General features: G+C 49.8%; 25 protein-coding genes. 11 read left to right on the forward strand and 14 right to left on the reverse strand.

Annotated elements, in window-relative coordinates:
* Positions 1-23 precede the first annotated feature (23 nt).
* From DYD62_RS02465 to cysB, 11 genes are all read right to left on the reverse strand, one after another.
* Positions 24-2,474, reverse strand: coding sequence for a PEP-utilizing enzyme (locus DYD62_RS02465; RefSeq protein ID WP_115225911.1), 2,451 nt, complete (start codon positions 2,472-2,474; stop codon positions 24-26).
* A 596-nt stretch (positions 2,475-3,070) separates the two neighbouring features.
* Positions 3,071-3,601 carry a DUF4166 domain-containing protein gene (locus tag DYD62_RS02470; RefSeq protein ID WP_115225912.1) on the reverse strand — a complete coding sequence of 177 codons (531 nt, stop codon included), beginning with the start codon at positions 3,599-3,601 and terminating at the stop codon, positions 3,071-3,073.
* The gene (locus tag DYD62_RS02475) at positions 3,601-5,043 is read right to left on the reverse strand and encodes a TIGR01777 family oxidoreductase (protein ID WP_115225913.1); all 1,443 of its coding nucleotides are present in this window, start codon (positions 5,041-5,043) and stop codon (positions 3,601-3,603) included. The genes DYD62_RS02470 and DYD62_RS02475 overlap by 1 nt, the downstream gene beginning before the upstream one ends.
* 22 nt (positions 5,044-5,065) lie before the next feature.
* The gene (locus DYD62_RS02480) at positions 5,066-5,533 is read right to left on the reverse strand and encodes a DUF2269 family protein (protein WP_115225914.1); all 468 of its coding nucleotides are present in this window, start codon (positions 5,531-5,533) and stop codon (positions 5,066-5,068) included.
* A 138-nt stretch (positions 5,534-5,671) separates the two neighbouring features.
* Positions 5,672-6,931, reverse strand: a complete 1,260-nt coding sequence (locus DYD62_RS02485) for an SDR family oxidoreductase (RefSeq protein WP_115225915.1) — start codon at positions 6,929-6,931, stop codon at positions 5,672-5,674.
* Positions 6,928-7,143 (reverse strand): hypothetical protein, encoded by a 216-nt coding sequence (locus tag DYD62_RS02490; protein ID WP_115225916.1) that lies wholly within the window; start codon positions 7,141-7,143, stop codon positions 6,928-6,930. Before DYD62_RS02490 ends, DYD62_RS02485 begins: the two co-directional genes overlap by 4 nt.
* A gap of 105 nt (positions 7,144-7,248) precedes the next feature.
* Positions 7,249-7,536, reverse strand: a complete 288-nt coding sequence (locus DYD62_RS02495; protein ID WP_115225917.1) for a hypothetical protein — start codon at positions 7,534-7,536, stop codon at positions 7,249-7,251.
* Positions 7,537-7,582: 46 nt separating this feature from the next.
* Complete coding sequence (locus DYD62_RS02500; RefSeq protein ID WP_115225918.1) at positions 7,583-7,972, reverse strand: thiol-disulfide oxidoreductase DCC family protein; 390 nt, start codon at positions 7,970-7,972, stop codon at positions 7,583-7,585.
* 84 nt (positions 7,973-8,056) lie between these two features.
* Positions 8,057-8,602, reverse strand: a complete 546-nt coding sequence (locus tag DYD62_RS02505) for a GbsR/MarR family transcriptional regulator (protein ID WP_115225919.1) — start codon at positions 8,600-8,602, stop codon at positions 8,057-8,059.
* An 89-nt stretch (positions 8,603-8,691) separates the two neighbouring features.
* On the reverse strand, positions 8,692-9,507 hold the full coding sequence (locus DYD62_RS02510; RefSeq protein WP_115225920.1) for a hypothetical protein: 816 nt from the start codon (positions 9,505-9,507) through the stop codon (positions 8,692-8,694).
* Positions 9,508-9,590: 83 nt separating this feature from the next.
* On the reverse strand, positions 9,591-10,526 hold the full coding sequence (gene cysB / locus DYD62_RS02515) for an HTH-type transcriptional regulator CysB (protein WP_115225921.1): 936 nt from the start codon (positions 10,524-10,526) through the stop codon (positions 9,591-9,593).
* A gap of 184 nt (positions 10,527-10,710) precedes the next feature.
* Here cysB and DYD62_RS02520 point away from each other — a divergent pair, with 184 nt between their 5' ends.
* The 10 genes from DYD62_RS02520 to DYD62_RS02570 all read left to right on the forward strand — a co-directional run bounded on the left by DYD62_RS02520 (position 10,711) and on the right by DYD62_RS02570 (position 21,196).
* Positions 10,711-11,487 (forward strand): sulfite exporter TauE/SafE family protein, encoded by a 777-nt coding sequence (locus DYD62_RS02520; protein ID WP_115225922.1) that lies wholly within the window; start codon positions 10,711-10,713, stop codon positions 11,485-11,487.
* 24 nt (positions 11,488-11,511) lie between these two features.
* Positions 11,512-12,195, forward strand: coding sequence for a phosphoadenylyl-sulfate reductase (locus tag DYD62_RS02525; RefSeq protein ID WP_115225923.1), 684 nt, complete (start codon positions 11,512-11,514; stop codon positions 12,193-12,195).
* Positions 12,196-12,521: 326 nt separating this feature from the next.
* Entirely contained in the window at positions 12,522-13,400 is an 879-nt protein-coding gene (locus tag DYD62_RS02530) for a glucosamine kinase nucleotide-binding domain-containing protein (RefSeq protein ID WP_115225924.1), read from the forward strand.
* Positions 13,401-13,420: 20 nt separating this feature from the next.
* Entirely contained in the window at positions 13,421-14,161 is a 741-nt protein-coding gene (locus tag DYD62_RS02535; protein WP_115225925.1) for a GntR family transcriptional regulator, read from the forward strand.
* Positions 14,162-14,652: 491 nt separating this feature from the next.
* Complete coding sequence (locus DYD62_RS02540) at positions 14,653-15,915, forward strand: ABC transporter substrate-binding protein (protein WP_115225926.1); 1,263 nt, start codon at positions 14,653-14,655, stop codon at positions 15,913-15,915.
* Between the two features lie 179 nt (positions 15,916-16,094).
* The gene (locus tag DYD62_RS02545; RefSeq protein ID WP_115225927.1) at positions 16,095-17,339 is read left to right on the forward strand and encodes an ABC transporter substrate-binding protein; all 1,245 of its coding nucleotides are present in this window, start codon (positions 16,095-16,097) and stop codon (positions 17,337-17,339) included.
* 97 nt (positions 17,340-17,436) lie between these two features.
* On the forward strand, positions 17,437-18,312 hold the full coding sequence (locus tag DYD62_RS02550; RefSeq protein WP_233702129.1) for a carbohydrate ABC transporter permease: 876 nt from the start codon (positions 17,437-17,439) through the stop codon (positions 18,310-18,312).
* A gap of 18 nt (positions 18,313-18,330) precedes the next feature.
* Positions 18,331-19,170 (forward strand): carbohydrate ABC transporter permease, encoded by an 840-nt coding sequence (locus tag DYD62_RS02555; protein ID WP_233702860.1) that lies wholly within the window; start codon positions 18,331-18,333, stop codon positions 19,168-19,170.
* A gap of 88 nt (positions 19,171-19,258) precedes the next feature.
* Positions 19,259-20,359 (forward strand): ABC transporter ATP-binding protein, encoded by a 1,101-nt coding sequence (locus DYD62_RS02560; protein WP_115225928.1) that lies wholly within the window; start codon positions 19,259-19,261, stop codon positions 20,357-20,359.
* A 273-nt stretch (positions 20,360-20,632) separates the two neighbouring features.
* Complete coding sequence (locus DYD62_RS02570) at positions 20,633-21,196, forward strand: hypothetical protein (RefSeq protein ID WP_115225930.1); 564 nt, start codon at positions 20,633-20,635, stop codon at positions 21,194-21,196.
* A gap of 289 nt (positions 21,197-21,485) precedes the next feature.
* Here the strand turns inward: DYD62_RS02570 and thrC are convergent, their stop codons facing one another.
* The 3 genes from thrC to DYD62_RS02585 form a co-directional block, all read right to left on the reverse strand.
* Positions 21,486-22,898: a threonine synthase gene (gene thrC, locus DYD62_RS02575; RefSeq protein WP_115225931.1), complete on the reverse strand. Its 1,413-nt coding sequence runs from the start codon at positions 22,896-22,898 to the stop codon at positions 21,486-21,488.
* A 106-nt stretch (positions 22,899-23,004) separates the two neighbouring features.
* On the reverse strand, positions 23,005-24,315 hold the full coding sequence (locus DYD62_RS02580; RefSeq protein WP_115225932.1) for a homoserine dehydrogenase: 1,311 nt from the start codon (positions 24,313-24,315) through the stop codon (positions 23,005-23,007).
* 14 nt (positions 24,316-24,329) lie between these two features.
* Positions 24,330-25,568 carry a pyridoxal phosphate-dependent aminotransferase gene (locus tag DYD62_RS02585; RefSeq protein WP_115225933.1) on the reverse strand — a complete coding sequence of 413 codons (1,239 nt, stop codon included), beginning with the start codon at positions 25,566-25,568 and terminating at the stop codon, positions 24,330-24,332.
* Between the two features lie 160 nt (positions 25,569-25,728).
* On the opposite strand from DYD62_RS02585, the gene DYD62_RS02590 reads away from it, so the two are divergent.
* Positions 25,729-26,097: an Mth938-like domain-containing protein gene (locus DYD62_RS02590; RefSeq protein ID WP_115225934.1), complete on the forward strand. Its 369-nt coding sequence runs from the start codon at positions 25,729-25,731 to the stop codon at positions 26,095-26,097.
* Positions 26,098-26,293 lie beyond the last annotated feature (196 nt).

Here is a 26,293-nt window from a genome sequence, read left to right on the forward strand (position 1 = left end):
ACCCTGATGATTGTTTTCATCAATTACTCAATCAAACTCAGCTGCCCATTATTCAAACATACCCTTTTCCCAAGCCACTCTGAGGAAATATTTGGCAGGATGGCAGAGGGGATTTTCAGCTCGCGCAGCAGGGTGGAGCCGTGCGACAAAATGCCACCGGAGCGGGCGATGATGGCGCGGGCTTGGCGGTAATGGGCGTGCTGGCCAGGGTCTAGCGTATCAACCAGCAAAATATCGCTGCCCAGTATGCCGCTGACTTTTCCGGGGTAAATCAGCAGCGCCGCGCTTTGGCCCAGCTCAGCAGAGCCGGTTTGCCAGAAGCTGCCGCGTCGATTTCTGGGGCTGGCTACAGGGCTGAACCAGTAAGCCGCTTGCTCGGCGGGTATCGCGTGGTGCATTTGAAAAAATAGCCGCATGAGTTGATCGCGAAAATGCTCGCGCACTTGGCTGTAGTAGCCACGCATGCCGGGCAGGCCAAGACGGTGAGCAAGGCGAATGGCCGCAGGCCAGCGTTCTAGGGTTTGCAAAGAGGGGGCTGGGCTTTGTGGGCGCGGTGTGGCGGGGTCTGTTTCCCAAGGCAGGCGGTGCGGGCTGGCAGTGAGGGCTTGGTAGACTGTTGCGGGGCGGCCTAAGAAATCACCGCCACTGCTGGCCAGTGCCGCAGCAATGCAGAGATTTTGCTGTACCAGCCAGCAATAAAAACGCAGCCACCAGCGGGCTAGTTGCTCGGTTTGATCGCTTTGATCGGGGCTTTGGCTGAGTGTGTGTAGCTCGGCTTGCCATTGGGATAGGCCTTTATCCAGCTGATTGATGGCTTGCCTGCTGGCAAACAGCATGCGAATAAAAACCGGTAAAGAGGCCAGCCAGCGCAGGGGGCGTATCGGCATGGCGGGGGTGCTACCGCCTACTTCGCGCGCGTATTGCGCACCATCCATTCCCCAATCGAACATTCGGGCCAAAAACAGATCGCTATTGATATAGCTGGCATCTTGATAGAGCGCGCTAAATTTCTCATTATCGTTGAGCACACGTTTATCCCAGCGGGCATAAACGTGAGGAATGCTGCTGGCTGCACCGCGCTGAGCCATTTCCATCCAGCGGCTGGGAGATTCAGGCAGAATCTCGTCGATATTGGCGGATGTAAGCCAGCGTTGCCAAGGGTAGACGGTGACAGGCCGCGCTTGCAGCATCCAGAACTGCTTTCCATCCCATGCCCACTCGATATCTAAATGGGCTTGATGAAACGCCGCGACAATGGCTTGCAGAAAATCCCATAGCTGGGTTTGGCTAGGGCTAGGGGCATCTGGGCTGAGCGAAGTGGGCTTAGGCTGTGCGCCCCAACCACCACCCATGCGGGAAAGCAGCAGCTGCGATGGATGAGCACTGCCTTCAACCAGACCTTCCAGATGGCCCTCCACCCATTCAATTTGGGCCGAAAGTGGGCGCACAAAGGCCACGCCGGATAAGCTGGGGTGGATCATGCGCTGCACTGCAACGCATCGCACACCGCTGGCAAAAATCTCTGTGCTACGCCGGGCTACATCTGCAGAGGCGACACGCAGAAAAGTTTGGTGGCGTCCGGCATTGGCAATATCAATGCCGTCTTCATCGTCCCCAGATGAGCGCACTGCCCAGCCGTGCGGCGCGGCTTGCTGCAAAAAGGGCGCAAGGCGTGGGTCTGCGCTGTTTTCGATGCAGATTAGCGCAGGTACGGGCAAATGGGCGTGGCTGGCCAGCAGCAAACGCCCTGCTTTTGTGTGCGCGGCAAATCCAGCGGGGCCAGCCTCCAGCCACTGGGTAAAGTCGGCCGGATATTGCCAAAAAGGATAATGCCCCCAGCCAGCCTGAAAGGTGATGGATAGCTCGGCACGGCAGAGCACGGCTTCCCATGCTGCGGCGTGAGCGGGGCTGACAATTTTATCTGCCTCTCCCCAGATCAGCTCGATGCGATCGGTAATTTGATCGAAGAGGGTGAGGGCAGAATCGGGCTGTACCCAGCGAAAATAAGGCTTAAAAGCGCGGCAACGGCGATAGCCATTGGCGATTCTTGTGTAATCCGGGCCAAAGCCAGCGCTGGCAAATTGCCCAGAAAATAGCTTGGGAGCATGGGAGAGCAGGGCGTGCACCAGCCTTAATAAGCCGGGCAGGGCCATCAGCCGTGGCAAGCGGCGCTTCCAGAGCAAAACGCCCACAGGTGAGAGCAAAACCACGCGTGAAAAAAAACCGGGGCGCCTTACCAGCAAATGCAAAACCGGCAGGGCATTGATCCCTGTCGCCAATATAGCGTGGCCAGGTTCCAGCTGTTGCTCCAGCGCCAGCGACAGGCCGTGCAAGGAATCGGGAAGCGGATCGCGATTGTTACCAAAGCCAGGTAGCTCAATGGCTATGGTCTGATATTGCGTGAAATGCGGCAAGACATCATCCCACCAGTCGCTTGCACTGCCATTGCCGGCCAGTAGGTATAGTTTTTTCATGAGGTTCTTTGTTGAAGTGACAGAGCAAAACCTGGATCTTGAAACGCAGAGGCCACAGATCGCATTTACACGAAACTTGCCGCGTGGGCATAAAAACCTGCTCACCCTACAGTAATGCTGTTCATTTAAGCGGTTTTGCTTGAGTTTCCTTTTTTTTGTAAAAGGTTATGTCTGCATAAAATGTTTAAAACCGAAATTAAGGTTTTTTTATTAGCAAACAGCGAGGAGTGCAATAAATGCGCTCTTTGCACGGGGCTTAAATTTTCCCCTTGAAGCACGCCGAAGCGAGGAACAAGCGGGGCGGGGTTTCTTTGATCCTGTTTGAGCGAAGCGAGTCCCGCAGCCGCCGCCTTGATTGTCCGCAGCGAGGGGTTTCGTGCTTCGTGGGGTCGCCTTCTTTGCGTACTAAGATTTCTGGCGAAGCAGAAATCACAGACTTCGCGGGGGATTCCCGCTCCAAAATTAACGTGCCGTAGGCACTAATAAGGTCTTTTTTGTTTAGTGGCAATACCGCATCACGGTAAAAACGGTGCGCAAGAAAAACGACTTGCACGCCCTATAAAAGCGTAGGTATCCACTCAATTATGTTTCAACTATTAACACTCAGCCACCTGCCTTAACTCTCCTGTGTAATGCAAAATCATGCCGCCTTTTTTAAAGCCAATTTCAACGTCAAAATGCATGACTTCATCGATGGCCCATTCTCTGGCTTTAACTTGCAAGGGTAGAGGCAGGCCGAAGCAGCGGGCTGTTTGGCTGCTTTGTAAGAGCTGGCCCTCGCTAACATGGCTATGCAATTGCAGCGCCAGCGGGCCCATTTGCTCCCAAAGCCCGCCATTACGCCAGCTTTGGCGGGATTGCATGGGATTTTGTGCAAAGCGGCGTTGCCAGATTTCACCTTTTGCATCTTGCTGGATTTTAACTTGGCAGCGCACATTCTGCCCTTCGGCTGGCAAAATACCTAAGCGCATTGCAAGGTAAAGTAGGATGCGGATAAATATGGGCTTGCCCCACTTTACATTGGCCTGCCCCAGCCAAGGCCGCTGCTCAGCCCCGTGCAGGGTTTGTAGCAGCGGACTAAGCAAGCCAAAGTCTTTGCCTAGCATCTGCTGATATAGGAGTGGCATCAGTGGCAGCCCTTGATCTGGGCTTGCAATGCGCTTTGTAGATCGGGGTATTTAAAGCGATAGCCCGCATCGAGTAAGCGTTTAGGAGTCACCCGCTGGCCTTTGGTAAACAGTGCACCCATTTCTCCGGCGAGTGTGTTGATCAGCCAGGCTGGGGTGGTAAAAAAGTGGGGGCGGCGTAAGAGGCCTGCGGCTGTTTTAGCAAATTGCGCCTGGCTTACCGCTTCGGGGGCGCTGAGGTTGTAAGCGCCGCTCAATTGCGGATTGCAAATGGCCTGTGCAATCACGGCTAACACATCGTCTCTGTGTATCCAGCTTACAACTTGCAGCCCGTCGCCCATACGCCCGCCAAGGCCTAGATAAAAGGGCAGTAGCAGCTTGGGCAGGGCACCACCGGGGCCAAAAACAAGGCCAAGGCGTAGCCGAACTACGCGCAAGCCAAAGGCTTCAGCTTTGCATGCTGCGGCTTCCCATTCACTGCAAAGCTGCGACATAAATTCGTTTTGCGTGCCTGCGTTTTCGTCCAGTGGCTCATCGCCACGGCAGCCGTAATAGCCAATCGCCGAGCCATTAATTAATACCTTGGGCTTGTGATTGGCCTTTGCCAGCCAGCCAAGCAAGGCTTCTGTTGTGCCTATCCGGCTGGCCAGTAATGCTTTTTTTCGCGCATCGCTCCAGCGCGGACCAGCCACCGGGCTGCCGGCTAAATTGATGATGGCATCAAATTCTTCTTTAGCAGAAAGATCCTCCCAGAGGGCAAAAGCGCGTACTTTGCTTTGAAACTGGATAGTGGTGGCCTGTGGATTGCGGCTAAGCAGGCAGAGGCTATGCCCAGCATCAAGTAGTTGCTCGCAAAGTGCTGCGCCAATAAAGCCGGTGCCGCCGGTGATTAAAATACGTTGCTGCGACAGGCTGAGAAAGGGATTACTGCTCATGATTTTGGCCTCTTTATACAGTTTAAAGCTGGCGAATCCATCCCGAATCCCCGACAAACCCACGCCGAGTGCAAACAGGCTTAATACCCAGCTGAGCAGGCCGTAATGAACGAGCTGTAAGCTGGTGCTCTGGCTGGCCCAAATTGGGGCTACGCTGATGGCCCAATGCCCAAAAAGCACGCCGCCGTTCATGGCTAAAATGGTGTGGGTAACGCGCTCGGTGGCGGGCAGTAGGCGGCTTTTGTCTTCTTCTACAAAATCGCAAAGCGTGAGTACAATTTCGATCAAAATCAGCGAGGCTAATCCCCATAGCCACAGGCCGTGCCACTCAAACCAAGCCAGGCCAGCAAATACCAGCGCGTACAGGCTGGAGCGTATAGCGTGTAGGCGCAGCTCGCGCTGAGCTGCTTTTTTGCCGGGCAGGGCAACCGTCAGCTCGTGATGGTAAATTGTGTCAAAAGCGCCCATCAGTCCTTGCAGTAGCAATAAATACAGAATGATTTGCATGATTTGCTCCTTCAGGTTGCGATCAAAAAGGTTTATTTACCATGAGCCAATACACCACGATCAGGCTGATAAAGGCGGGGAAGCCAAGCGCTGTCCAGATTCGTTCATAGCGCCAGTATTGGGCGGGCAGCTCGGTATTTTCTTTGGCGGCGATTTGCGCCATATCGCGCATTTTGATTTGAATCCATACCACCGGCAGCCAGCAAGCGCCCGTCAATGCATATAGCGACATCGAAATCCACAGCCAGTTGGCTGTCAGTGGATAGCCCAGCCAGTGCGCCATCAGTAATCCTGAGATGGGCTGGAAAATCACAGCAGGCGTGGTAAATAAGTAATCCGCCCGTACTACCCAGCGGGATACCACGGCAATGGCTTGCACATTGCCGCTGCGATTCGTCACAAACATATAAAACGCCGTGCCAAGGCCCGTGCCAAACATCAGCGTGGCGGACAAAATATGTAGCAGCTTGAAAGTCAGGTAGTAATCCATTTTGCTTTGCCTATTAAGATGTTTTGATAAACCGAGTTTTTATTTGCAGAGAAGGCTGAAGATGCGGATTAAGTGTTGCTGATTTCGATTTAAGCCCTTGGTTTTCTCTGTGAAACTGTTCTCTGTGTCTTCTGTGGTTCAAAATTTGGGTTTTGTCTTGTTTGGTGAAAGTAGATCCAGCATCAGCAGCAGCGCCATGATGGGTATGTTTTTAAGCAGCGGGCCAAAGGGATGCCATAAAAACTGCGGTAGCTTGATGGCGATGATGATGCTGTAAGCCAAAACCAACGGCCATTGCAGCCGCCAGCTGCGTGTTGGCACGCCCAGTAAATCCAGTAAGCACAGCAGCCCAAACACGCTATCCATCGCTACCGAGCCGTAAAAAAGCAGTGGCTGCCATGCACTGGGAATGCCAACGTCAGCCAATAGTTGGTAGCTATCTGCCCGAGGCCAGGCCCAGAGGCATACGGCGGCTGTGCACAGCCAAACCAGCGCCATGGATAATTTAAGCAGTGGCAGCAGCCAGCCGAGTAAGGCATCCCTTGCCATGCCATTGACTGGCGCGGCAGCCTGCGGAGCGCGGCCTAAGATTGCAGCAAAAGGAGCGGTATCGCTGTAATTACCAGCCCGCAGCATGGCCAAGCTATCGGGCTGAAATAGCGGCAGCAGAGTCGATTTTGCCGCTAAGTTTTGTAAGCATGCAGCAATAGGCAGGGTGATCGCACGGCCCAAACCCATGCCTTGTCTGAGCTGCTGCCACCAGCTGGTGAGCGGCATCGCTTGTGGGCCAAGGGCATTGATGATTGCTTGCTTTGCCACGGGCTGCTCGGTAAGTAGAACGAGTAGCGTTAAAACATCATGTAAATGCACCGGCTGCACTTTACCCACACCTTGTAAATCGGGCAGCAGGGGTAGGCTGGCTAGGGTGCAAAAAGCACGGCTGCTTACGCCATCTGGTGCATAAATCAGCGAGGGGCGAACGATGGTCCAATTTAGTTTTGATTGCATCAAGGCCTCATCCCCCAGCCCCTTGCTGCGCCAGTAGGCCGTTGGCGCATCAATTGCTGCACCCAGCGCAGAGAGATGAATCACTTTTGTAACCCTGCTGATCTCACAGGCAGCAAAGAGCGCCTGTGGTGCTGCATGATGCAAAGCCGTGAATGATTGCCCGCCCGATTCAGCAAAAATCCCCACCGTGTTGATCACGGTATCGATGCCAGCCAGGTGCGGCAGCCAGTCAGCCGCGTTTTGCAGCGCCGCAAAATCGCCCTGTATCACTTGGCATTCAGGATGAGCCAGAGCATGGCGGCTGAGTAAGCGCACTTGATGGCCCCGCATGAGCAGGGCATCTCTTAAATGGCTACCAATCAGGCCGTTGCCGAGTAATAAGATGTTCATGATTCAAGCTCCGGCACCGCTTGCTGTGGCACTAGGCGCTTCCAGACCATTCTGGCAATCGCCAAGATGGCCAGTAGATGCCCGAGTAAATGCCACACAATCGCCATCCGCAATTCATTGACCAGATCGCCGCTCTGCTGGCTGGCAAAGCAAAGCACCAATAGCATGGGGATGAGCAATTGCAGCGCAGCTAGGGTCTGTTGACGGTTCATTCACAATTGCGCTGAGTCGGAAAATGGCTAGCCACAAGGCATGCGACGAAGGCAATAACGAGTTATTACCGAGGAGCATAACGCAGTGGATGGCCGTTTTCCGACTCAGCCCTTCGGGTTGGCTACATTTTTGGGGCTGTACGGCGTTAAAAGACGCTCATGGTACTCGTACCATGTCGCGTCTTTTGCCTTGTTCAGCCCCAAAACTGCAGCCAACGCAGCCGTGAATGAAACGTCAACAGACCCTAGTGTGTGACGCCAGTAATGTGCGCCACTGCCAGGGCAGCTCGCTTCTAGTAGTGGCCCAAGGGCGCGTTGTTGCCAGCTGATTAACAGTGCGCTGCTGAGTAGGCTGAGTGCAAGAATGGCAAGAAAGTAGCTGATGGCAGACATTTTATTTCCTTTATTTCTGTATAAAGAGAAATTTATGGGCAAACGTTTAAATCCGGCAAGATTTGCTATCGCACCTTGCAGTAAAACCCAGCCATACACTGATACGGTAGCGATGGCGGGCGATGCGTGAGTAAATCCAGGCTGATATCCCGCGTGTTGCCTGCCATTTTAAAGGCCCTGTCCACCAATCGCGGCCTATGGCCTCATAGATTGCGGCAATGGCATCAATGCCGACTAAAATCTGCCCGTCGTCTCGACGGATATGCAATAAAGTTTGCATCTCTGGCAAGCTGGCTGCCGCTGTGCTGGCATCAAAGTCAGCTGCGCTGATATCAATCAGGGTAAAGCACTGCTTGCTATCGCGTTGTTTAAGCCTGAGCATTTCAAAACGGCACATCGGGCAGGCGTGATCATAAAATAATTCGTAGCGTGGCATGGTGCTGTTCCTTATTTCTTAGTGATATGTTGCTTTGTAGGGAGGGCAAGTGTTCCGGCTAACTGCAGGGGTGCTGCCTACTCATCACTTCTCTTCATCTTTACCAAACATCGCGGCCAGCTGGCCAATTTTCCCGCCCATTTTTAATAGCTTGAGTAATACGCTGGGTGGCAGGTTTTTAAAGTCGTCGTAGCCATGCAGCAGCACTTCTAAAAATTCCAGCACCTGATCCATTTTGACCCGGGTGGCGGCTTCAATTTCGGTGTCGGTTTCGGCTTCAATAGCGCATTGGCGCAGCACAGTAAGTGTAGGGTCCAGCTCGCGTTTTTTGCGCTCTTCGGTGATGACACGGAAGATTTCCCAAACATCCTGCAGGGCAACAAAATGATCACGCCGATCGCCCATTTCCTGCTGTATTTTAATTAGTCCCCAGCTTTGCAATTCTTTCAAGCTGTTGCTGACATTGGATCTGGCTACGCCGAGTGTTTCACCAATCTCTTCTGCATTCAGTGGCTTATTAACCAGAAATAGCAGGGCATGAAGTTGGGCTACCGTGCGGTTCACTCCCCATTTCGTCCCCATCTCGCCCCAGTGAACGATGTATTTCTCCATAGTTGGGCTGAGCTTCATCTTGTTTCCTTTATTTCTGTATTGAGAGAAATTAAACGCCGAATGCAGATGTAATGCAAGTGAAATGTAGAAAGTTGTGGATTAACTGGCTACAACCAATGTGCCAGTTTGGCTAGCGCATAAACACAAAGGCCGCTGAGTGCGAGCAGGGCGGGGGTTTGCCAGTGGCGGTTGATCAGGTAGGACAAGCCGATCAGCAGTAGGCAGCAAACAATCCAACCCCAAGCGGCGGGGAGTATGCCGAGTAGCCAAGTAGATGGGATAAGGGAAAGTAGCCAGCTGCTGGCTTTAAAGGCCTTTGCATATCGACTTGTTGAGGAAGGTGCCAGCTCTGGTAGCTGGTTTTGTAATGCGGCTAGGTGAGTATTTATATCCTGGCGTAAGCCTTTAATCAGGCTTAGTGCAAGTGCTGGCTCCAGCTCTTTGGCGATTAAAATACCGTAAAGGCCAAGGCTGGCCTCCGCCCCGGGCAGGGTGTTTTCTGGTTCTGTAGGCTGCGTAATACGGGTTCGCCATATTTGCCATGCTGCACCTGTAATGGCCAGCAGCCACAGGGAAAACTGCATCGATGCGGTAAGCCGGTTAAAGCCTGCCAGCAGGGTGATAAGGCTGACTCCCAGTAGTAGAGCGTCATTCAGGCTTTGCCTGATTAATTGAAAGCGATGCTGGCTGGCGGGCAGGTAAAGCGCTGCGCCGTGTAAGCCTCGCTGGATGAGGCTAGGGGCAAGCAGTGCAGGCCCCAGTCTTGCCAGCAAAACCATCCAGCATCGGGCGCGTTTCGTGCGTGGCCCTTTGGTTTCTGTTGCGGCCAGCTCCAAAAAAAACCATTGCCGTACTGAACCTGATTCCAGATCAGAGAGCGAACTTAATAGGGCGTATTTTTCGGGGGAGCTAAATGGCTGCATGAGAGGAAGCGATGGGCTGGCGAAAGAGGGCGAAGTTTATTAAGCATGCAAGATAGAGGGCGGGGTTTGCCCGCCCTCGCTTATTACTCTTCGGTATCACACATCAGGGCCGCTTGTACGACTTTACGGCTAAGGTGCGGGGCGAATAGCTCGATAAAGTCGTAGGCATAGCCACGTAGATAAGCATCTTTACGAATCCCGATACGGGTCGTGGAATCATCAAAAAGGTGCGATGCGTCAATGGCAACCAGCTGCAGGTCTCGATCTGCTTCAAACGCCATCGTGGCTAAAATACCGATGCCCAGCTCAAGACCTACATAGGTTTTAATGACGTCTGAATCGATGGCGGTAAGCACCACATTGGGGGTGAGGCCGCGCGACTCAAAGGCTTGGTTGATTTTATTACGGCCTGCAAAGGCAAAATCGTAAGTTATCAAAGGCCAAGCAGCTACGTCTTCCAGCGTGATTTTGTGATCGAGTTGGGTTAGCGGGTGGCCAACAGGCACGACAATGCTGCGGTTCCAGTGATAGCAATCGAGCATGGCCAGCTCGGAATAATGATCAATCCCTTCGGTGGCGATGGCGATATCGGCAGCGCCTTCTACAACCATTTCACTGATCTGTGTGGGGCTGCCTTGTTTGATCGACAGGCGCACCTTGGGGTAGCGCAGCATAAAATTATGGATGGTGGCGGGCAGGGCGTAGCGAGCCTGGGTGTGCGTGGTGGCAATGGTCAGGCTGCCGCCTTCCACATTAATAAAGTCTTCACCGATACGTTTTAAGTTTTGCGCCTGCATCAGCATCCGCTCAGAAATACGCAGGATTTCTTTACCGGGTGCAGTCACGTCTACGACGCGTTTACCATTGCGAATAAAAATTTGTACGCCCAGCTCGTCTTCTAAAAGGCGAATCTGTTTGGATATGCCAGGTTGAGAGGTGTGGAGTTTCTCGGCTGCTTCCGAAACATTTAAGCCTTGTTTGGCCACTTCCACCAGATAGCGTAGCTGTTGCAACTTCATGGCAAATCCTTTCACAAAAATAACATCGCCCGAGCATAACAATGCTTTGTGCTACGCAGATGGCGCATACAAAAAACAAAATCATGCCTACATAACCCATTCGTATAAAATCTTAACATATTCGTCTATAGAATTATAAAACGAGTTGCTATGCTTGCGAACTATTTAGTTTTCAGGCGACACCATGGAATACGGATATATTGTCGCTGGCTTGCTGGTGGGGTTTATTGTCGGCATGACAGGCGTGGGCGGTGGCTCGCTGATGACGCCAATTTTACTCTGGTTTGGAATCAGCCCGGCTACAGCAGTAGGTACAGATTTACTTTATGCGGCCATTACCAAGGGCAGCGGTATTTTTGTGCATCATAAAAAGAAAAATATCGATTGGAAGATTACTGGCTGGCTAGCAGCAGGCAGCGTGCCAGCTGCTGTGGCCACTTTGCTTTTGCTAAAGTTTCTGCATACAGATATGAAAGTCATCAACGCTTTGATTAAGCAAGCGCTGGGTGTTGCGCTCTTACTGACTGCAATTGCCATTATTTTTAAGCCGCTTTTGCTGCAATGGGGGCAAAAGCATGCTAAATCTTGGTTTCATTTACCACCTGCCAAGCTCAATGGAATGACCTTGCTGGTAGGTGTGGTACTCGGCGCAATCGTGACTTTATCGTCTATCGGCGCCGGTGCGCTGGGGACTGTCGCTTTATTTTTACTCTACCCGTTGATTCCTACTTCGCGCCTTGTGGGCACTGAAATTGCACATGCCGTGCCACTCACGCTGGTGGCGGGCTTGGGCCATGCGGGTTTGGGACATATTGACTGGCACTTACTTTCTTTTCTATTAATGGGCTCGTTGCCGGGTATTTATTTTGGCAGCCATCTGACAGGCCGGGTGCCTGAAGCGGTGCTTCGCCCTTGCTTGGCGGTGATGCTGGCCGTCATTGGCAGTAAACTGGTTTTTTAAGTGCCGTAAAATGGAGGTTTGAAAATGAGTTTCGAAGAAAAACTGGCCGATACGATTGCACTTTTGCATAAAATTGCTGCTGAATACAGCCCGGCCGTGTTTGCCAATTCATTTGGCGCAGAGGATATGGTGATCACTGATTTAATCGCCAAATCTGGGGTGGGCATCGAGGTCTTCAGTCTTGATACGGGGCGTCTTCCGGCGCAAACCTATGCCTTGATGCAAAAAACGGCAGAGCAATACGCCAGCCATCCTATTCGCGTGTTTTTTCCGCAAACAGCGGCCACTGAAGATTTTGTGAATCAGTACGGTATTAACGCTTTTTATGAATCCGTTGAGCTGCGTAAATCCTGTTGCCAGATTCGTAAGCTGGAGCCGTTAAAGCGGGCATTGGCCGGGAAAAAAGCATGGGTCACGGGCTTGCGCCGTGAGCAATCGCCAACACGTACTGATTTGGGTAATCAGGAATATGACAGCGGTAATGGCTTAGAGAAATTTAACCCGCTAATTGAGTGGACAGAAAAAGAAGTCTGGGCGTATATCAAAGCGAACAATGTGCCATATAACGCTTTGCACGATCAGCATTACCCATCCATTGGCTGTGAGCCCTGTACGCGTGCGATTTCTATGGGCGAAGATGTCAGAGCAGGCCGCTGGTGGTGGGAAGATCCTGCTAATAAAGAATGTGGTTTACATGTAAAAAAATAAAACGAATGCCCGCATCAAGCGGGCATTTTTTTGGGCAGAAGAAAAAACTTCCGTTCTTTAAGCTGCGTGCATGGGCTATGGCAAAGCGTTCATGGCGCAAAAGCCCGTTAAACAAGTGGTTTTTTTATAACTTACTGCAGAATGTCCGAACCATCCCATTGACATGGTTTATCTGTCTGGCTAGATTGGTACGGTACATCTGCTGTTTCTATGCTCTTTTTCGCAAAAAATAAGCGATTTTCACGGTTTGTACGGTGTTGAATTGGTATTACCTATTGTTTTAATTGGTATTAAAATAAAACCACAACAAGATGAAGAGACCCAAAATGAGCAAGATTCAATATTTAATCGGCGTGGATGGCGGCGGCACGGGCACACGTATTTGTATCGCAGGCCCGGATGGTATCGAAAAAGTGCGCAGCGATGGCGGTGCATCGGCATTAGGGCAGGGCATTGATAAAGCCTGGCTCAATATTAGTCAAGCCATTAAGGCAGGCTTTGCCGCCTTGGGGATTGATGAGCCGGATTTTGCACAATGTGCTGTAGGCTTAGGGATGTCGGGCGTACACAATCCGGCATGGGCGGAAGAATTTAAGCAAAAGAACCCGGGCTTTGCCAAAATTGTCGTTGAGACGGATGGCTTCTCTACTTTGCTCGGTGCAACCAATGGCCAGCATGGCGGGATTATTGCCATTGGAACAGGCTCGATTGGTGAGGCATGGTTGCCAGATGGTCAGCGGCTTGAAGTGGGCGGCTGGGGTTTTCCAACTTCAGACGAAGGCAGCGGCGCATTTTTGGGCTTAAAAGCAATTAATCATGTGCAGCGCATCATTGACGGGCGTCGCCCTGTTACTGAGTTTGGTCGTAAATTACTCTCAATTACCGGTCAGACGAAAGCTGAGATTTTTAACTGGATGGGGCAGATGAAGCAGGGCGAATGTGCTTCATTATCACCTGTTGTGATGGAGTTTGGCGCCAGTGATGAGTATGCTCGCGCTTTCTTGCAAGAGGCAGGTCAGGAAATTGAGCAGATTGGTCTGGCTTTGCGCGCACACCATGCCGATTTGCCATTGGCTATTTGCGGTGGCGGCTTATCTGAGGCGCTGCGGCCTTATATTCCGGCTGATTTCCTTGCCAGTACGCTGCGCCCACAGAAAGATTCCTGTGCAGGTGCTTTAATTCTGATTTACCAAGCTTTAGCTTAATTTTACTTAAAGAGGCGATCATGCTGCCGCAACAAAAACTTTTGGTTCTCCGGCCTGATGCAGATAGTGCAACGCCTCTTTATTTACAACTGGGCCACAAGCTGGCAGCGGCGATTCATGCGGGCTTCTGGCTGGCCGATGAACCATTGCCATCAGAGCGCAATTTATGTGAAATCCTCGGTGTTTCTCGGGTGACAGCCAGAAAAGCGCTGGATATTTTACTGGCCGATGGCCTGATTATCCGGCGGCATGGTGCAGGCACCTATATCACCCCCAAATTAGAGCAGCCATTAAATAAGCTGACCAATTTATCCGAGATGCTGATTCAGCGCGGCTTTACGCCGGGCTCGCGCTGGATAAAACGTGAAGTCGCGCTGGCTAATGCCGAAGAGCAGCTCAAGCTTAATCTTTCATCCAGTAGCCGTGTAAGCCGCTTGCAGCGGGTGCGAATGGCCAATGATGTGGTGATGGCATTGGAAGAAACCACGCTGCCTTTTACTTTTGTGCCTGACCCCAATTTAGTGGGTGATTCCTTATATGCTTATATGCGCGGAGCACGTTTGTCTGTTGTACGTGCGATACAAAACATTGCAGCAATCAATGCAACTCAGGCTATTTCAGAATTAGTTGATGTAGCACCGGGGGACGCTATGCTGCATTTAACGCGTATCGGTTATCTGGAGAACGGTACTGCAATTGAGTTAACTCACTCCTATTTTCGCAATGATTACTACGATTTTGTAGTGGAGCTTAATAAGTAAGTGTTTGTTGTATAAACTTATATTTATTTTGTGAAGTATTAAATTTGTAGTTTCCAATCAATCATATTCGTTGTTGCCTACATTTTGTTTTTGTGGGCCATTTACCCGCCTCCCCGCTTGTCTGCTCCTTATGCCACTTCTCCTTTGTACTGGCTATTCACCATCTCGTTAATTTGTTGTAATCTGAGTCCGCGTAAGTAAAAACACTAAGTCCAGTTTTGAGTGTTTTTTTAATGGTTAATCGATGAAAAGTCTTATTTCAAGCCACTTTTAATCAGTTTACTATTCGCCAGCTTGATACCACTTTGGCCGAAGGCGTTAAACCGACAGCAGGCAGGATTAGCTGGGGAAACGCCTGATGACAAGAGGGTAAAGCGCGCTTAGAGCCACTTTTTCCGGTTTTTTAAATTGATTGACGCATATCGTAAATTTTTATTATGGTTGCCGCGCCAGTCTTGCCAGTACAAACGTTTTACTTTGGAGATGCAGTAATGAAATTGAAATTCATTTTAGCCGTATCCGCAGCGGTTTTTTCAGCCAGCACCATGAGTGCATTAGCAGCAGAAAAAGTAAAAGTCGAGTATTGGTCTAACAGCCTTTCGCCAAAATACGACGCAACCATGAAAGAGCTCACCACTAAGTTCAATGCATCGCAAAACGATGTAGAAGCAGTGTGGGTTGATGTGGGCTGGGATGCTTTCCAGCAAAAAGTCATTACTGCTGTAGCCAGCGGCAATGTACCTGGCCTTGTGAATTTGCCTAAGCCATGGATGGATCAGTTTGCTCAGTCAAAAATGATTCAGCCTATTACTAAGCAAGTTGCTGGCTTTAAAAATGTTTACACCACCGGTGCACTCCAAGATGCAACGTATGTGGGCGATAAACAAATTTACGGTATGCCTTGGTATCAGGTTACCGGCGTGCTGTTTTATAACAAAGATCTGTTTGCAAAAGCAGGCATTAAAGAAGAGCCAAAAACATTTGGCGATTTATTGAAAGTAGCAACTCAGATTAAATTAAAAACGGGTGTAAGTGGTTTTGCACCAAAACTTGATGAAGATACTTCTGGCTGGTTTTTGTATGAAGGTCTGGATGTTGTAAAAAATAATAAAGCTGTATTTAACAGCCCGGCTCATGTGAAATATATTGAGCAATTCAAAGCTGCTTATGCTGCGGGTGCTTTCCCGAAAGATGTTTTCAAAATGCAATTTGAAGACCGTATTGCGGCTTATGGCGCGCAAAAACTGGCCATGTTCACCGATGGTGCACATGCGATCAAACGGACTAAAACCGATTCACCTAAAGTTTATGATGGCACAGGCGTAGCAGGCTTCCCAATTGCGGGTGGCAAAACCCCATTGGGTGGTTTCCTGTTTATGTGGTCAGTACCTACAGGCGCTAAAAACGTTGATGCAGCGGTTAAGCTGGGTAAATATCTGACCAGCGATGATGCACAGCTGGTATTTGCTAAAGCGTCTTCTACATTCCCATCTACCAATAAATCGCTGGATGATGCTTACTTCCAAGCGGGTGCAAAATCTGCTGATCCGGTAGAAAAAGGCACTGCTGTTGCGGCAACACATATTAAAGCTTCACGTACTTTGACTGTGACTGGCTTGCCTGATGATGTGTCAATGAATAAAAAATTAAATGAAGCAATTCAAGAGGCAATTACTGGCCGTAAACCAGTTAAAGCCGCATTGGATGAAGCGGCTGCATTCTGGAATGAAAAGTTTGCAACTGTAAAAAAATAATGATCTGATTTGATTCTGTTTTGAATCAAATTCTTCCGGGTAATTTGTTGCTAAAATTACCCGGAAGAATAAAAAAACCGCAGGATTAATTGGAATAGCAATTAATTAAATGCGGTAATATAAAAGTGTGGATTTAAATCCATATAATATTTGTCGAAAAACCCAAGAGGAAAGACAAGATGAAGCTCAAAAAAATGCTGATCGTTGGCGCCGCATTATTTGCGGGTGTTAATGCACAAGCTGCAGATACAGAATTAGAATTTTGGACAATGAATCTTGCTCCAAAGTTTAATTCTTATTTTGAACAAACGACTGTGAAGTTCAATGAAGCTAACCCAGGCTTTAAAGCTAAATGGGTAGACATGAACTGGGATCAGATTCAGCCTAAGCTGACTGCTTCGATTGCTGCCGGCAATCCTCCTGCACTGGTTAACTTCAATGTGCCTTGGGTACACGAGTTTGCAGCGCAAGGCCTCATCTTGCCTGTTGATCAATATCTGGGTGCAGCTAAAGCAGCTTACTCCACCAATGCAGTGAAAGATGTACAAGTGAAAGGCCAGATGTTTGCCTTCCCTTGGTACAACTCCACACAAATCATTGCTTACAACAAAGACATTTTTGCTAAAGCCGGTATTAAAGCTGCGCCTAAGTCTTTTGCTGAATTTGTGGCCATGGGCAAGCAAATTAAAGCAAAAACCGGCCAGGCCGCTTTCGCTCCTAAAATGAGCGATATGATTGGCTTCTTCTATTACGCTGGCCTGCCAGTTGTAACAGATGGCAAAGCCGTATTTAACTCGCCTAAGCACATTGCTTTTGTTCAGACCTTTGCTGATTTGTACAAAGCCGGCGTAATGCCTAAAGATGTATTCAAAATGGCATTTGAGCAAGAAATCGCTGCCTATAACAGCGGCAAGATTGCCATGATGACCACGGCTGCTCAAGGCCTGAAGCGTACTGAAACAGACGCTAAAGCCATCTACGACAAAACTGAAGTTGCGCCATTCCCACTGGATGCCGGTAAGCTGAACCTGGGTTCATGGATGATGGACTTCGTTATTCCTAAGGGCACAAAAGATCCAGCTGCTGCGGCTAAACTGGGTATGTTCCTGACTAACGACGAACAACAGCTGGCTTTCTCTAAAGCCACTGAATCCACTATGCCTTCTACTAAGAAAGCAAACTTGGATCCATACTTCCAGTCTGGTGCTAAGAGCGCAGACGTAGTGGATCGTGCACGTGCCGTTGCAGCTAAATCAATGGACAACGCACGTACACTGACACTGGCTCCTGGAACATTGCCAGATGAAGTTGTGATGACTAAAAAACTGCAGGAAGAAATTCAAGCTGCAGTTGAAGGCCGTAAATCTGTGAAAGATGCATTGAATACAGCGGCTGCTGCATGGAACGAAAAGCTAAAGAAGTAAAAAATAATTAGCTGTTCTGTGTGTTAATGAACGGAATTACCCCCTTGGGTAATTCCGTTTTCTCCCCGAATTATTATAATTACAGTCGAGTAGCGCCGTGAAAAACTCCAGCAGCTATACAGGCATTGCCTATTTATTTTTGGCGCCGGCCCTTATTCTGATGGGTATATTTACCTTTTGGCCGGTAGGGTATAACGCATATTTAGCGTTTAACGATTACAGCATCGCAGACGGTGCCGCCACTTGGAATAATTTCGAGCACTTTAAATATATTTATAAAGAAGAGTTATTTCACAATGCGCTGAAAAACTCCTTAATTTTTCTGCTGATTGTGCCGGTTATTCAGATTTGCGCTTTATTGCTGGCCAAATTAGTGAATAACAAATTGCCCGGAATGACATTCTTCCGTGCGGCATTTTATATTCCTGTCATTACCGCCATTTCAATTGCCGGTGTGGTTTGGGTTAACGTATATAAATACGACGGTATTCTCACCTGGTTTCTGCAAGCTCTGCATCTGATCCCACAAGGCTCCGAAGGGCAGGTTGATTGGCTGGGTAACCCTGCAATTGCCTTATTTGGCGTGATGTTGTTTACCTTCTGGCGTGGTATCGGCTGGTTTATGGTGCTCTACCTTGCCGGCCTGCAAGCCATCCCTAAGGAAGTAGAAGAAGCCGCGATTCTGGATGGTGCAAATGCATTCCAGCGCTTCTGGAAAATCACTGTGCCGATGGTAAAGCCAACCATCTTGCTTTGCAGCCTGATGTCTACCATTGCAGCGATGAAGATTCTCCAGGAAGTCGTGGTGCTGACTAAAGGTCAGGCGGATACCTACACGGCCCTGTTCTATGTATACGATCAGGCGTTCCGCAATTACAACTTTGGCCGTGCCGCTGCGGCGGGGCTGGTTGTCACCTTCTTCTGCATGATTCTTGCGGCCATTCAGTTTCGCTTTTTCGGCGAAAAGAAATAATTCGAGGAATAAGAAATCATGGCAATGGGTAAACAACTGCGAACCGTGCTGGCAATGACTGGCCAGTACGCCGGCCTGATCGGTTTTGGTATCTTCACTACATTCCCTTTTATCTGGGCTTTGTCGGTGGCGCTGTCGGCTGATCCTTCTAATACCTGGCTTTTCCCCCGCTCATTCTGGCCTACCGATGTCAGCCTGATGTGGTTTAAGCGTGTATTTGATGAAATGCCGTTTATGACTTACATGAAAAACTCCACTTGGATGACCTTGCAAACGATTGTAGGCGTGGTGGTGTTATCCATCCTGGCGGGTTATCCGCTGGCCCGTTTGCGCTTTCCTGGGCGTAACTTCATTTTTGTGTCGATTCTGGCCACGATGATGATGCCGACCGAAGTCGCGATTATTCCTAACTTTATTACCCTGAAGCATATGGGTCTGTTAGATACTCAGCTGGGCGCGATTATTCCTAATCTGTCTACCGCCTTTGGTATCTTTCTGATGAAGCAGGCTTTTGAAGCCGTGCCTCAAGATCTGGTTGATGCCGCACGGGTAGATGGCGCTACAGAGATGCAAATCTTATGGCGTGTGATGGTGCCGGTTTCCGGCCCTTCCATTGCATCGCTGGCGATTTTCTCACTGGTGAATGCTTGGAATGATTACCTCTGGCCTTCGATTGTGATCTCATCCAAAGACAAATTACCGCTGGCAGTTGGTGTGTTTAATGACCTGACCGGCCCGTTTGCCACTTCCTACAGCATGGTGATGGCGGCGATCGTAATGACGGTTATCCCTGTATTGATTTTCTTTGCCTTTACCCAGCGTTACTTTATTGGTGGCCTGGATGGCGCGGTGAAGTAAACAAGCGATGCTTGTTGCCCCGGCGGGGCAACATAACCCTGCACCTGCAGGCCCCCATTTAGAAATAGAGTTCGCAAGGAATCGAGATATGGCTTCGGTTACGCTAAGTAGAATCAAGAAAAACTACACCAAAGATGTATGCGTTATTAAAGGTGTAGATTTAGAAATTAAAGATGGCGAATTTGTGGTTTTCGTTGGCCCGTCGGGCTGCGGTAAATCCACCCTGCTGCGCATGATTGCCGGCCTTGAAGACATCACCGAAGGCGAGTTGAAAATTGGCGATGTGGTGGCCAATGACCTGCACGCTTCCAAGCGTGGTATCGCCATGGTGTTCCAGTCTTACGCCCTCTACCCGCATATGAGCGTGTACGACAATATGGCGTTTGCGCTGAAGCTGGCAGGTACGCCAAAAGAAGAAATTGATCAGCGTGTTAAAGGCGCTGCAGAAATTCTGCAAATGACACACCTGCTGGATCGCAAGCCAAAAGCATTGTCTGGCGGTCAGCGTCAGCGTGTGGCGATTGGCCGCTCGATTGTGCGTAACCCTAAGGTATTCCTGTTTGACGAGCCTTTGTCTAACTTGGATGCATCTCTGCGCCTGCAAATGCGTGTTGAGCTATCCAAGCTGCATCAGGACCTTAAAACCACCATGATCTACGTGACCCACGATCAGGTGGAAGCGATGACGCTGGCTGACCGCATCGTGGTATTTAACGCTGGTGTGATTCAGCAAGTTGGCTCGCCGCTGGAAATGTATGAAAACCCATCGAATCTCTTCGTCGCTGGCTTCTTAGGCTCGCCTAAGATGAACTTGCTGGAAGCCGATCTGGTGGCTGTTGAAAAAGGCTCTGCCCACGTTCGTCTGCCGGATGGCATTCAGATTCGCGCGGCTGTGGATGCATCACCATGCAAAGTGGGCGACAAAGTCACCATCGGTATTCGCCCTGAGCATATGCAGCTGGCAACCGCTGACGCCGCAAACTCGGTGCCTGCCCGTGTTGATCTGGTAGAGCACTTGGGTGATATCGTATTGGCCTATATCCAAGTGAAAGGCATCAGCGAAATCCTGTGCATGAAATTGCCTGCCGAATCGGATGTGATTAAATTTGGCGACAATATCCATGTGGTATTCCCAGAAAAGAATTGCCTCTTGTTTGATGCACAAGGTATTGCACTAAAACGCGTTTAATTCTTTATTTGGATACGCAAAAAAAAGCCCGGCAATTGATTGCCGGGCTTTTTTTTGCGCTGAAATAATTGGATTTAACTTTATTTTTCTTATTGGCAGCAGAGATGTGGTGTAAGTCTTGGTTCAATTTGGAGTAGTATGACGTCATGGAATAATTCAGGTAAAGCTTGGTGAGGTGTTTCAAGGGGGGGCTTTTTTTATGTGCCGTAGGTGGTGGAGATTCGGCCATTTTAGGGGGGCTAAATTTTTGTTAGGCCTTTCGGAGGAGTAGCGGTGATAGTTCGCGAGTGGGAAAAGCTTCAGTTCATCGACCCCGAGCGAGCGCTGATTGCCCTTCGCAAGTTCGCAACCACGCAGTCCCTGTACGAGCTTCCGTACGAAATAGCGTCACTGCGAAAGCGCGAACTGCGGCCGTTCGGGGAAAGTAGACAGTGTGCGTTGTTTTGCCAAGGGCTAAGCCACATCATGGGAAGGAAGGTTGTGTACGCTCAGTACGAACACGCTGATTACGATTTTGTTGCAAGATTTGAGAAAGATGAAGTCCTTCATTACGCACCAATTCAGATGAAAGAACTTGTCCCAGAGGAACTGAATCCTCATGCCAACTTGCAATCGGAACTGAACAAACTTGAAAAATACGCTGACTCTAAAGACTTGGTCATTGCGATACACATTAACAGAGCCGCCACCGTTCATCTATCCAAGCTAGTAATGCCTCGAACCTCACTTGGAGCTCTGTGGTTCTTCGGGGCGAACGACCAAACTCAAAACACATGGACAATAATTGGAAATCTTCTTCGTCCTGGAGCAAGTAGCAGTGAGTTCACTCATCCGTAATAAGAATAATTAGCTATGTAGGGGGAAGTTTATCAACCCGCCTGAACGATGGTTGAGCAGTACAAATCCCTTGTTTATTTACATATTGCTACGCTGAATTCACCCCTGAATCGCGGGTTACTCATCTGGCTAAGCTGCCCTACAGGGATTACGGGGCTGGCTTTGCTTCCCCCTTAGAAAAAGGGGGACTGAGGGGGATTTGCCTTTAAGCCCAACAGCAAATCCCCCCTAGCCCCCTTTTACAAAGGGGGGAACTCAAGCAAAATTTTAAGTCTGGGGTCTCCGTGCTTTAGGCTTTAATCCGCGCCACCAAATACGCCTTCAGCGCCGCCACATTGGCTTCCAGTACATCAAAGCGCTGTGGTAAATCTTCAAGATCGTGCAAGGCAGCCGGGCGTTGTGGTTTTTGGCCGATGGCTTCTACCATGGTGTCTTCAAACTTAGCCGGTAGGGCGGTTTCGAGGATGACCATGGCGACGTTGGCATCTCTGTGCTCTATGGCTGCTTTATAGCCGTCGGCGGTATGAGGGTCGATTTCTACACCGTAAGTCTCAAATACGCTGCGGATATTATCTAGGCGATCCTGATGCGTGCTGCGGCTGGATCTGAAGCCATACACCTCGCGCATTTTTGTGAAATCATCCGCGCTTAAGTCAAAGCCGATACCTGCATCAATGCCTTTCCACAGGGCGGATAATTTGCCTGCATCACGGCCTAGTAAATCGAATACAAAGCGCTCTAAATTAGAGGCCTTGGTGATGTCCATCGAAGGGCTGGATGTTTCGAAAGTGCGGTCAAGGCCGCGTGGATGATAGCCGCCGCTGCTGAAAAACTCATCCAATACATCATTTTCATTGGTGGCCACAATCAGGCGGCGAATCGGCAGGCCCATCTGCCGCGCCATATGGCCCGCACAGATATTGCCAAAGTTGCCCGATGGTACACAGAAATCCACCGGCTCGCCGACTGTTTTGGCTACGGCAAAATAGCCTTTGAAGTAGTAGCAAATCTGCGCGACAACGCGGCCCCAGTTGATCGAATTCACCGCGCCAATTTTGTAATCCTGCTTAAACGCGGCATCGTTATTGATGGCTTTCACCATATCTTGGCAGGCATCAAACATGCTCTTTACCGCGATATTGTGGATGTTGGTGTCTTGCAGGCTAAACATCTGTGCGCGCTGGAAGGGGCTCATTTTGCCCGCGGGGCTGAGCATAAAGACATTCACGCCCTTTTTGCCGCGCATGGCGTATTCCGCCGCCGAGCCGGTGTCGCCTGAGGTTGCGCCGACGATATTGATTTCTTTGTCGTCACGCGCCAGCACATATTCAAACAGATTACCGAGCAGCTGCATTGCCATATCTTTAAAAGCCAGCGTGGGGCCGTTAGAGAGCTGTTGCAGATGCAAATGAGGGGCCAGTGTTTTGATCGGTGTAATATCGGCCGAGCCAAATACTTCGGCAGTGTAAGTTTTGGAGACCAGTGCTTTTAAATCCGCTTCTGGGATATCGTCCACAAACAGGCGGATCACTTCAAAAGCCAGCTCAGCATAGGGCAGGGGTGCGAGGCGTTCTAAAGCGGCTTGTGTGAGGCGAGGGCACACTTCAGGCATCACCAAGCCGCCATCAGGCGCTAAACCGCCAAGCAGGATTTCAGAAAAAGACTTAGGCGGCATACCGCCGCGAGTAGAGATATAGCGCATGATTTTTAAATCCTAATGGCCGTAGGGTGGGCACGTTTTTGTGCCCACGCGATAAGATTTAAGGAAGAGGCTTAACGTGGGCACGGGTGCCCACCCTACATATTGCTTAGCCGTTTAAATGCTCAAGGCGTAAGCGGATGACTGCGCCGGTGATGCTTGGCAGGGCTTCAATGCCTTTGATGGCGGTGTTGACGCGTTTTTCCACGGCCAGATGCGTGATGATAATGATATCGGCACGTGCTTCACCTGCAATCGGGCGCTGCAGCATGGCGTCTACCGAGATATCGTTGTCGGCAAGTAGGCGCGTGATATCGGCCAGCACGCCTGGCTTGTCTTCGGTGTTGATGCGCAGGTAGTAGCAGGTTTCGATTTCTGCGATAGGCAGAATCGGCAGGTCGGCAATTTGCGAAGGCTGGAAAGCCAGGTGCGGCACGCGCTGCTCAGGGTCTGCAGTGTGCAGGCGGGTGATATCTACCAGATCGGCAATGACGGAAGACGCGGTTGGCTCGGCACCTGCGCCAGGGCCGTAATACATGGTGGCGCCGACAGCATCGCCTTTCACCAGAATCGCATTCATCACGCCATCTACATTGGCAATCAGGCGGCTAGCAGGGATCAGCGTTGGGGCAACGCGCAGCTCAATGCCTTGTTCGCGGCGGCGGGTCATGCCGAGCAGCTTGATGCGGTAGCCCAGCTCTTGCGCGTACTGGATATCAATGGCGGCCAGTTTGCTGATGCCTTCTAGGTAAGCCTTATCAAATTGCACCGGAATACCAAAGGCAATCGCGCTCATGATGGTGAGCTTATGCGCGGCATCGTGGCCTTCGATATCAAAAGTAGGATCGGCTTCTGCGTAGCCTAGGCGTTGCGCTTCTTTTAATACATCGGCAAAGGCGAGGCCTTTATCGCGCATTTCTGTCAGGATAAAGTTAGATGTGCCATTGATAATACCGGCCACCCATTCAATTTTATTGGCGGTCAGGCCTTCACGCAGTGCTTTAATAATCGGAATGCCGCCTGCTACGGCGGCTTCAAATGAAACCATCACGCCTTTTTCGGTGGCGCGGGCAAAAATCTCATTGCCGTATTCGGCGATCAGTTTTTTATTGGCGGTGACTACATGCTTGCCATTGGCAATGGCCGCCAGTACAAGATCTTTGGCAATGGTGGTGCCGCCAATGAGCTCTACCACAATGTCGATTTCCGGGTTGTTCACTACATCCATAGCGTCGTCTGTTAGGGTGATGCCTTCACCACATAGCTCACGAGCACGGACCAGATCACGGTTGGCCGCCATGGTAATCACAATCGGCCGGCCTGCACGGCGGCTAATTTCGATTGCATTACGCTTAAGAACAGTAACTGTTCCGCCGCCTACGGTGCCTACACCGCATAAACCTACATTGATGGGTTTCATTTGTTTTCCTTGAATTAAGCTGTGCCGTGACGTTTTCGATAGCTTTCTAAGAAGCGGGCAATACGGGCAATGGCGTCAGTTAGATCATCCAGATTGGGTAAGAACACCACACGGAAATGATCAGGCTGTTGCCAGTTAAAGCCTGTGCCTTGTACCAGCAGCACTTTCTCTTCTTGTAACAGCTCTAAAATAAATTGTTGATCGTCGGCAATCGGGTAAATAGCCGGATCAAGCTTGGGGAACATATAGAGCGCTGCTCTTGGTTTTACACAGCTTACCCCCGGGATCTCCGTGAGCAGCTTGTAGGCCAGATCGCGTTGCTTAGCGAGCCTGCCTGTAGGTTTTACTAAATCATTGATGCTCTGATATCCGCCCAGCGCGGTTTGAATGGCATATTGGGCAGGCACATTGGCGCAGAGCCGCATGGTAGCGAGGATATTCAATCCCTCGATATAATCTTTGGCTATTTTCTTATTGCCGGATACAAACATCCAGCCCGCCCTGAAACCACAGGCGCGATAATTTTTGGATAAGCCGTTAAAGGTTACGAATAAAATATCCTTCTCTTTTGATTCCAGCGATGCAATCGAGGTATGCGTTACACCGTCGTAAAGCACTTTGTCGTAGATTTCATCGGCATAAATAATCAGATTGTTTTCGCGCGCAATTTGAATAATGTCTTTCAGCAGCGAATCCGGATACAAAGCACCCGTCGGATTATTCGGGTTGATAATCACAATGGCTTTGGTTTTGGCGCTGATCTTGCTGCGAATATCTTCCAGCGACGGATACCATTCATTGGCTTCATCACACAGGTAATGGCGCGGCGTACCACCCGCTAGGCTGACTGCGGCTGTCCAGAGTGGATAATCTGGCATCGGCACCAAGACTTCATCGCCATCATTAAGTAGGCCCTGCATGGCCATCACAATCAGCTCAGATGCACCGTTGCCAATATAAATATCGTCTACAGTTACATCCGCAATATTTTTGGATTGGGTGTAGTGCATGACGGCTTTACGAGCCTGAAACAGGCCTTTGGAATCTACATAGCCTGCAGAATTAGGCAGGTTGCGAATCATGTCTTGTACGACTTCTTCGGGGGCATCAAAGCCGAAAGAGGCCAGATTGCCGATATTCAGCTTGATAATACGCTGGCCTTCTTCTTCCATCTGACGCGCTCGCTCAGGAACAGGCCCACGAATCTCGTAACAGACATTTTGTAATTTGTTTGATTTAAGAATGGTAGTCATGGCAGCGGCTTATGGGCTAGGACCTTATATTCTAACGAAAGATTGCGCTGTACTGCACTTATTGTGATTACGAAAACAAAAAAATGAATACAAAGCCGCTGTTAAAACCTATACATCAGCGCTTAAGTTAAAATACGGGGTCTTTAATTGGGAAATCATCATGAAATTACAACATACCGCTGTCGAAAATCTGAATCAGTTCTCGGGCTATGGTGAGGATTTTGTGCGGGTCAATACCGAGCAATATCAGGGTAATGTGCTGGTAACAGGGACAGAAGTCCATGTTTGGCGGCCACTCGGCTTTGATGATTTAACTGAGGCCGATTTTACAGCTGTGCTGGCCTATAAGCCTGAGGTGGTTTTATTGGGCACAGGCAAAACCATTCGCTTTCCGCATCCGCGCCTCTATAGTGCATTAGCCGCCGCGCATATCGGGCTGGATGTGATGGATACCGGCGCGCTGTGCCGCACCTTTAATATCCTGACATCCGAAGATCGAAAAGTAGTGGCGCTGATTGTGCACAATTAATTGGGCAGAGCTTGAGAGGATAAAGGTATAAATTAAATTCCATATAAATATTTTATCTGGATAAATGAAATGATAAAAACATGGTGATTGCATAAAAAAGATCAATAGCATTATTTATCCACGGTTATTTTACCTTTATGACAAATTCGCAGATTTAAGTCGGGTTTTCCGCGCTTGTATTTAATAAGGATGACTT

Source organism: Iodobacter fluviatilis (assembly GCF_900451195.1).
GTDB classification, from domain to species: Bacteria; Pseudomonadota; Gammaproteobacteria; order Burkholderiales; family Chitinibacteraceae; genus Iodobacter; species Iodobacter fluviatilis.